At 45.8% G+C, this 334-nt stretch carries 2 tRNA genes; both read left to right on the top strand.

Annotated features, from left to right (window positions below):
• Positions 1-72 precede the first annotated feature (72 nt).
• Positions 73-148: transfer RNA gene (locus tag EDI28_RS26785), tRNA-Asn, on the top strand.
• Positions 149-192: 44 nt separating this feature from the next.
• Positions 193-268 (top strand) — tRNA-Thr (locus EDI28_RS26790).
• Positions 269-334: the final 66 nt, after the last annotated feature.

A 334-nucleotide genomic window follows, 5' to 3' on the forward strand; every position in this document is an offset into this window, starting at 1 on the left:
CGGTGGTTCGATTCCGCCTCGAGGCACCATTATTCATCCGATGCGAGTTTATCGTATTAGATAACGAATAATTCCCCTTTAGTTCAGTTGGTAGAACGGCGGACTGTTAATCCGTATGTCGCAAGTTCAAGTCTTGCAAGGGGAGCCACTTTCGTTTTTGAACCTCGGTTTGAAGACAACAAGAATTCGTGTGCCGACTTAGCTCAGTAGGTAGAGCAACTGACTTGTAATCAGTAGGTCACCAGTTCGACTCCGGTAGTCGGCACCATTTCTTAGCAAGGTTGTGAAAGCAACAATGCAAAAGTTAAAGCCTAACCGCTTTTGCTTTTGCCTC

The sequence above is a fragment of the Photobacterium chitinilyticum genome (assembly GCF_004104355.1).
Lineage (GTDB): Bacteria > Pseudomonadota > Gammaproteobacteria > Enterobacterales > Vibrionaceae > Photobacterium > Photobacterium chitinilyticum.